Below are 7,082 nucleotides of genomic sequence, written 5' to 3' on the forward strand. Positions count from 1 at the left end.
TCCTCATGGCGTTCCCGCCGCTGGCCGCGGCGCTCTTCGCGCTCGGCGCCGACCGCCGGCTCGGCGCGCAGATCTTCAACCCGGAGAACGGCGGCGCCATCCTGTGGCAGCACCTGTTCTGGTTCTTCGGGCACCCCGAGGTCTACATCCTCGCCCTGCCGTTCTTCGGCATCATCAGCGAGATCCTGCCGGTGTTCAGCCGCAAGCCGATCTTCGGCTACAAGGGCCTGGTCTACGCCACGATCGCCATCGCGGCCCTGTCGGTCACCGTGTGGGCCCACCACATGTACGTCACCGGATCGGTGCTGCTGCCGTTCTTCGCGCTCATGACGATGCTCATCGCCGTGCCGACGGGTGTGAAGTTCTTCAACTGGATCGGCACGATGTGGCGCGGCAAGCTCACCTTCGAGTCGCCGATGCTCTGGGCCATCGGGTTCCTGGTGACGTTCCTCTTCGGCGGCCTGACCGGGGTCATCCTGGCCAGCCCGGTGCTCGACTTCCACGTCTCGGACACCTACTTCGTCGTGGCGCACTTCCACTACGTGATCTTCGGCACCGTGGTGTTCGCGATGTTCGCCGGGTTCTCGTTCTGGTGGCCCAAGTTCACGGGCAAGATGCTCGACGAGAGGCTCTCGAAGGTCCACTTCTGGATGACCTTCGTGGGCTTCCACATGACGTTCCTCATCCAGCACTGGCTGGGCGTGCAGGGCATGCCGCGCCGGTACGCGGACTACATGCCCGAGGACGGCTTCACCCTGTTCAACCAGATCTCGACCGTCGGCTCGGTCATCCTCGCGGCCTCGACGCTGCCGTTCCTGTGGAACGTCTACATCACGTGGCGCCACGCGCCGCACGTGGACGTCGACGACCCGTGGGGCTACGGCGCATCGCTCGAGTGGGCCACGTCCTGCCCGCCGCCCCGGCACAACTTCACCTCGCTGCCGCGGATCCGCTCGGAGCGGCCCGCCTTCGACCTGCACCACCCCGAGGTCGCGGCGATGGACCACGTCGAGCCGGACGAGCGCGTTCTGGCTCAGGGAGGGGCGCACTGATGAAGGTCGAGTACCGGCTGTTCGCCTGGATGACGCCCTTCTTCCTGCTCGTCGCGGGGGTCTACGCGTACTTCAGCAAGGGCGAGGCGGTGGGCACCGGTGCGCTGCTGCTCACCGCGGGGCTCGTCGGCATGATCGGCTTCTACCTCGGCGCCCTGGGCAAGCGGATCGACGCGCGCCCGGAGGACGACCCGCTCGCCGAGGTCGAGGACGGCGCCGGCGACCTGGGCACGTTCAGCCCGTGGAGCTGGTGGCCGCTCATCCTCGCGGCGGGTGCGGCGATCTCGTTCGCCGCACTGGCCATCGGCTGGTGGCTGCTCATCATCGGTGCGGCGGTGGGCACCATCGGCCTCATCGGCTGGGTGTTCGAGTACTCCCGCGGCGTCCACGCCCACTGACGGCCAGGGCGTCCGACGCCCGCCCGCGGCGTCCCAGGACGACGAAGCCCGGCTCCCCTGGGAGAGCCGGGCTTCGTCGCGTCGGTGCGTCACCGCACGCGGCGCGAGGTCACAGCGGGACGATGAGCCCCGCGGTCTGGGTGCGGGCCCGTGCGAAGCGGTCCTGGGCGTCGGCCCAGTTGACGATGTTCCACCAGGCCTTGACGTAGTCGCCCTTGACGTTGACGTAGTCGAGGTAGAAGGCGTGCTCCCACATGTCGAGCAGCACGATGGGGACCACCCCGAGCGGGATGTTGCCCTGCTGGTCGTAGAGCTGGAAGGTCACCAGGCGGCTGCCCACCGAGTCCCAGGCCAGGATGGCCCAGCCGGAGCCCTGGATGCCGATGGCCGTCGCGGCGAAGTGCTGGCGGAACGCGTCGAACGAGCCGAAGAACTCGTCGATCGCCGCGGCGAGTTCGCCGGTCGGCTTGTCGCCACCCTCGGGGGAGAGGTTGGCCCAGAAGGCCGTGTGGTTGACGTGGCCGCCGAGGTGGAAGGCGAGGTTCTTCTCGAGCAGGTTGACCGTGCCGTAGGCGCCCTTGTCCCTCGCCTCGGCCAGCTGCTCGAGCGCGGTGTTGGCACCCGTCACGTAGGCGGCGTGGTGCTTGTCGTGGTGCAGCTCCATGATCCGGCCCGAGATGTGCGGCTCGAGAGCCGCGTAGTCGTAGGCGAGATCGGGCAGCGTGTAGTCGGCCAAGGGGTACCTCCGGTCAGGTCGCGGGTGCGACGCGTCGAGGGGCGCGGGTGCGCGCCCGCCCTCCACTCTGCTCGGTGAACGCCGTCCGCGCGAGGCGGACGCGCCACCGGGCGGTCAACGGGTGGTCGAGTCCGCCTCGGTCGGGGCCGTCTCGCCCGCCTCGACGGCCGGCGCATCGTGCCCACCGGGCAGTGCATCGTGCCCACCGGGCAGTGCGTCGTGCTCGCCGTGCGACGCGGCCGCGGCCGCCTCGAGGGGAGTGACGGGCTCGACGCGGTCCTCGTAGAAGAACCGCGAGAGCCGCGCGCGGGCGGCGTCCAGCCGGTAGCCCGGACGGCGCACGCCGCGCGCGTCCTCGGCCGGGGCGATCTCGAGGGGCCGGCGCGGCTCGTGGTGCACGAGGGTCCAGCGCTCGAACTCGTCGAGCGGGCGGTGCACCTCGATGACCTCGCCGTTGTCGAACCGCAGCACCCGGCCCGTCTCGTGCCCGTGCAGCACCAGCTCGCGGTCCTTGCGCTGCAGGCCCAGGGCGATCCGCTTGGTCGCCCAGAACGCGACCGCCGGGGCGATGAAGAGCATGGCCCGCAGGGTGAGCGTGATGTCGTTGATCGACAGGTCGAAGTGCGTCGCGATGATGTCGTTCGACGCCGACAGGATGAGCACCATGAACGCCGTGAGCAGCGAGACGCCGACGGCCGTGCGCACCGGGGCGTTGCGCGGGCGGTCGAGCACGTGGTGCTCGCGCTTGTCGCCCGTGGCGAACGCCTCGATGAACGGGTACAGCGCCAGGACGCCGAAGAGGATCCCTGGCACCACCATCGCGGGGATGAGCACGTTGAGCGACAACGTGTAGCCGCCGATGACGTACTCCGGCGTCCCGGGCATGAGCCGCAGCGCCCCGTCGAGGAAGAGCATGTACCAGTCCGGCTGCGAGCCGGCGGAGACGGGCGACGGGTCGTAGGGGCCGTAGTTCCACACCGGGTTGATGGTCATCGTCGCGCCCATGAGCGCGAGCATGCCGAAGACGATGAAGAAGAAGCCGCCTGCCTTGGCCACGTACACGGGGAAGAGGGGGAAGCCCACGACGTTCTTGTCGGTGCGCCCCGGCCCGGGGTAATGCGAGTGCTTGTGCAGCACCACGAGCAGCAGGTGCAGGCCGATGAGGGACAGGATCAGCGCGGGCACCAGGAGGATGTGCACGGTGAACAGGCGCGGGATGATCGACTCCCCGGGGAACTCCCCGCCGAAGACGAAGTACGACATGTAGCTGCCGATGATCGGCACCGCCTTGACCACGCCGTCGGTGATCCGCAGGCCGTTGCCCGAGAGCACGTCGTCCGGCAGCGAGTAGCCGGTGAAGCCCGCCGCGAGGCCGAGGATCATGAGCACGAAGCCGACGAGCCAGTTGATCTCGCGGGGCTTGCGGAACGCGCCGGTGAAGAACACGCGCATCATGTGCGTGATGATCGCGGCCATGAACAGCAGCGCCGCCCAGTGGTGGATCTGGCGCATGAGCATGCCGCCGGTCACCTCGAACGAGAGGTGCAGCGTCGAGGCGAAGGCCTCGGACATCTCCACGCCCTGCATCGGCGCGAACGGCCCGTCGTAGGTGACGATGGTCATGCTCGGCACGAAGAAGAGCGTGAGGAACACACCGGTGATGAGCAGGACGAGGAACGAGTAGAGCGCGATCTCGCCGAGCAGGAAGGACCAGTGGTCCGGGAAGATCTTGCGCGCCATCGCCTTGACCGCTGTCCCGATGCCGGTGCGCTGGTCGAGGAAGTCGGCGGTGCCGGCGGCGGCCCGCTGGGCGCCCGTTGCTCGCTGGTTCACTTCAGACGCTCCCAGAAGCTCGGTCCGATCGGCTCGTTGAAGTCGTCCTGGGCGACGAGGTAGCCCTCCTCGTCGACCGTGATCGGCAGCTGCGGCAGAGCACGCTTGGCCGGGCCGAAGACGACCTTCGCCCCGTCGGCGATGTCGAACGTCGACTGGTGGCACGGGCACAGCAGGTGGTGCGTCTGCTGCTCGTAGAGCGCCACCGGGCAGCCCACGTGGGTGCAGATCTTCGAGTAGGCGACGATGCCCTCGTAGGACCAGTCCTTGCGGTCCTCGGCCTCCGTGAGGTCACGCGGGTCGAGGCGCACCATGAGGACGACGGCCTTGGCCTTCTCCTCGATCCAGTGGTCCTCGTCGGCAAGTCCCTCGGGGATGACGTGGAACACCGAGCCGATGGTGACGTCGGAGGCCTTGATGGGCGTGCCGGACGGGTCGCGGGCCAGGCGGCGTCCGCGCTCCCAGACGGTGTGCCGGAACTTCGAGACGTTCCAGTCCGCGCCGACCTCCCCGATGAGGGGGACGGCGATGCTCAGCGGGGCCAGGGCGAGCGCGGAGACGACGGCGCCCTTGAGCACGCCGCGCCGGGCGATGCCCGAGTCGGCAGCGCCGTCGCGCAGCACCTGGATCGCGGCGGCGCGGGTCGCGTCGTCGCTGCGCTGGGGGTGGCGGTCCTCGACCTTCTCGTGGTCGGACATGAGGGTCTTCGCCCAGTGCACCGCGGCCACGCCGATGCCCGCCATGCCGAGGAACAGGCCGAGGCCCAGCAGCAGGGTGGTCTGGCGGACCGACTCGACCGTGCCGTCGGACGGCAGCGCGAAGTAGGCCACGAGGGCCCCGACGGTGCCGAGCACGGAGATCGCGAAGAGCGCGACCACCTGGCGCTCGGCGCGCTTGTCGGCTGCTGGGTCGGTGTCGGCCATCCGCGGCCGGTGCGGGGGCAGGCCCGGGTTCTCGAACCGCTCGGGCAGCGCGGCGTCGTCGTGCGCTGTGCGCACGAGGTCCGCCGCGGTGGTGTCGTCGCTCATGAGGACTTCGCTCCGATCCAGACTGCGGCACCGATGAGCACGCCGATCCCGATCACCCACACCCACAGGCCCTCGGCGATCGGACCGACCGACCCGAGGTCGGAGCCGCCGGGGGAGCCGGCCTTCTGCGCGTCCAGGAACGCGATGATGTCGCGCTTCTCGTCCGGGCTGATGTTGGCGTCGTTGAAGACGGGCATGGACTGCGGGCCGGTGAGCATGGCCGTGTAGATCTGGGTGGGGGTGCTGTTGCCGAGCGACGGGGCGTACTTGCCCTCGGACAGCGACCCGCCGGCACCGACGGCGCCGTGGCACATGGCGCAGTTGGTGCGGAACAGCGCCATGCCGTTGGCGGCGTCGCCCAGCGCCGGGTCGACCTGCTCGGCCGAGGGCACCGCGGGACCGGCGCCCAGCGAGGCGACGTAGGCGGCGAGCTGGGCGATCTGCTCGGCGTCGAACACCGGCTCCGTCGCCGGCGCCTGCGGGCCGTTGAGGACCATCGGCATGCGGCCCGTGCTCACCTGGAAGTCCACCGAGGCGGCACCGACGCCGACGAGCGACGGGGCACCGTCGCGGCCCTCGGCCGAGGGTCCGTGGCACGTCGCGCAGTTCGCGGTGAAGAGCTTGCGTCCGGCGTCGATGTCCGTCGTCGTCGCGACGGCCGCGCTCGCCGGCCCGGGAACGACGGCGGCGTACACGGCTCCCGTGACGAGCAGCGCCAGCAGCAGCAGCGCCGCGGGGGCGAACCGGTGGTGCCGGTGGGCGGCGATGGCCTTCACAGGGCGGTCCTCGTCTCGGGGCGTGCCGTGGTGGTCGGGCGGGCGGTCATCGGATCAGGTAGATCGCACCGAACAGGGCGATCCAGATGACGTCGACGAAGTGCCAGTAGTAGGAGGTGACGATGGTCGTCGTCGCCTCGTGGTGGCCGAAGCGCTTGGCGCTGAAGGACCGGCCGAGGACGAAGAGGAAGGCGATGAGCCCGCCGACGACGTGCAGGCCGTGGAAGCCGGTGGTCAGGTAGAACACCGAGCCGTAGGGGCTGGAGGAGATCGTCAGGCCCTCGGACACCAGGGCCGCGTACTCGTAGATCTGCCCGGCGACGAACGTGGCGCCCATGACGAACGTCAGGGTGATCCACTCCTCCATGCCCCAGCGGTTCACCTGGAGCAGGCTGCCGGTGCGGCGCGGCTGGAACCGCTCCGCGGCCCACACGCCCATCTGGCAGGTCACCGAGGACAGCACCAGCACCGTGGTGTTGATCGCCGCGAAGGTGATGTTGAGCTTCGCGGTCTCCACGGGCCACAGCTCCGGCACCGTGGAACGGATCGTGAAGTACATGGCGAAGAGCCCGGCGAAGAACATCAGCTCGCTGGCGAGCCAGACGATGGTCCCGACCGACACGGGGTTCGGGCGGTTGACGCTCAGGTGCGGGCGCGAGACGGCGGCCGTTGCGGTTGACACGCTGTCAGTATGGCGGATCTTGGCGGCGAATGGGCCCTAAGACCTAGACGCGTCGATCACGTTCTCGCCACATCCTGTTCGACGGCACCCGGACGGCCGCGGCCCGGTCGCCGCCGCCCCGCCCGTGGGTCGGCGGCTGCCGCGCCGGGGCGCTTCGGCGTGCCAAGATGCAGGCAGGTGACCCGGCGTGCCCGGGCACGCGGCGACGACGAGCGAGGCGAGATGAACGAGCGCGACGAGTGGGGCGCCCCGAGCACCGAGGCGTCCTCCGCCGCCCTGCGGGTGCTGCTGTACTCCGACCACGTCGAGACCCGCGCTGCGGTGCGTGAGGCCGTCGGCGGTCGCATCGGGCGTGACCTGCCGCCCCTCGAGTGGCTCGAGGTGGCGACGGCGCCGGCCGCGATCGCCGCCGTCGAGGCGGGCGGGCTCGACCTGCTCGTGCTGGACGGCGAGACGGGCAAGGTCGGCGGGATGGGCCTGTGCCGCCAGCTCAAGGACGAGATCTTCCAGTGCCCGCCCGTGCTGCTGCTCGTGGCCCGGCCCCAGGACGCCTGGCTGGCCTCGTGGACCGAGGCCG

8 protein-coding genes are annotated in these 7,082 nt (G+C 70.1%); 3 read left to right on the plus strand and 5 right to left on the minus strand.

Annotated features, from left to right (window positions below; genetic code table 11):
* Together PKY62_RS11350 and PKY62_RS11355 are read left to right on the plus strand one after the other, a co-directional pair.
* Positions 1 to 1,052, plus strand: a 1,052-nt coding sequence (locus PKY62_RS11350) for a cytochrome c oxidase subunit I (protein WP_324537031.1), incomplete at its 5' end; no start/stop codon positions are given.
* A complete protein-coding gene (locus PKY62_RS11355) occupies positions 1,052 to 1,450 on the plus strand; it encodes a cytochrome c oxidase subunit 4 (RefSeq protein WP_324537033.1) in 399 nt (132 codons plus the stop codon). The genes PKY62_RS11350 and PKY62_RS11355, both read left to right, overlap by 1 nt.
* Positions 1,451 to 1,559: 109 nt before the next feature.
* On the opposite strand, the gene PKY62_RS11360 is transcribed toward PKY62_RS11355, so the two are convergent.
* The 5 genes from PKY62_RS11360 to ctaE form a co-directional block, all read right to left on the minus strand.
* Complete coding sequence (locus PKY62_RS11360; RefSeq protein WP_324537035.1) at positions 1,560 to 2,186, minus strand: superoxide dismutase; 627 nt, start codon at positions 2,184 to 2,186, stop codon at positions 1,560 to 1,562.
* Between the two features lie 114 nt (positions 2,187 to 2,300).
* The gene (gene qcrB, locus PKY62_RS11365) at positions 2,301 to 4,019 is read right to left on the minus strand and encodes a cytochrome bc1 complex cytochrome b subunit (protein ID WP_324537037.1); all 1,719 of its coding nucleotides are present in this window, start codon (positions 4,017 to 4,019) and stop codon (positions 2,301 to 2,303) included.
* Positions 4,016 to 5,047, minus strand: coding sequence for a cytochrome bc1 complex Rieske iron-sulfur subunit (gene qcrA, locus PKY62_RS11370; RefSeq protein ID WP_324537039.1), 1,032 nt, complete (start codon positions 5,045 to 5,047; stop codon positions 4,016 to 4,018). Before qcrA ends, qcrB begins: the two co-directional genes overlap by 4 nt.
* A complete protein-coding gene (gene qcrC / locus PKY62_RS11375; protein ID WP_324537042.1) occupies positions 5,044 to 5,823 on the minus strand; it encodes a cytochrome bc1 complex diheme cytochrome c subunit in 780 nt (259 codons plus the stop codon). The genes qcrA and qcrC overlap by 4 nt, the downstream gene beginning before the upstream one ends.
* A gap of 46 nt (positions 5,824 to 5,869) precedes the next feature.
* On the minus strand, positions 5,870 to 6,505 hold the full coding sequence (ctaE, locus tag PKY62_RS11380) for an aa3-type cytochrome oxidase subunit III (RefSeq protein ID WP_324537043.1): 636 nt from the start codon (positions 6,503 to 6,505) through the stop codon (positions 5,870 to 5,872).
* 222 nt (positions 6,506 to 6,727) lie between these two features.
* Here ctaE and PKY62_RS11385 point away from each other — a divergent pair.
* Positions 6,728 to 7,082: hypothetical protein (locus PKY62_RS11385; protein ID WP_324537045.1), on the plus strand; the 355-nt coding region annotated here is incomplete at its 3' end.

The organism is Actinotalea sp. (genome assembly GCF_035443605.1).
Classification (GTDB): Bacteria; Actinomycetota; Actinomycetes; order Actinomycetales; family Cellulomonadaceae; genus Actinotalea.

What these genes read in the sequence shown, in the direction of transcription:
- PKY62_RS11355 (WP_324537033.1), top strand. Translation starts at nt 1,052, where the DNA reads ATGAAGGTCGAGTACCGGCTGTTCGCCTGGATGACGCCCTTCTTCCTG.
- qcrA (WP_324537039.1), bottom strand. Translation starts at nt 5,047, where the DNA reads ATGAGCGACGACACCACCGCGGCGGACCTCGTGCGCACAGCGCACGAC.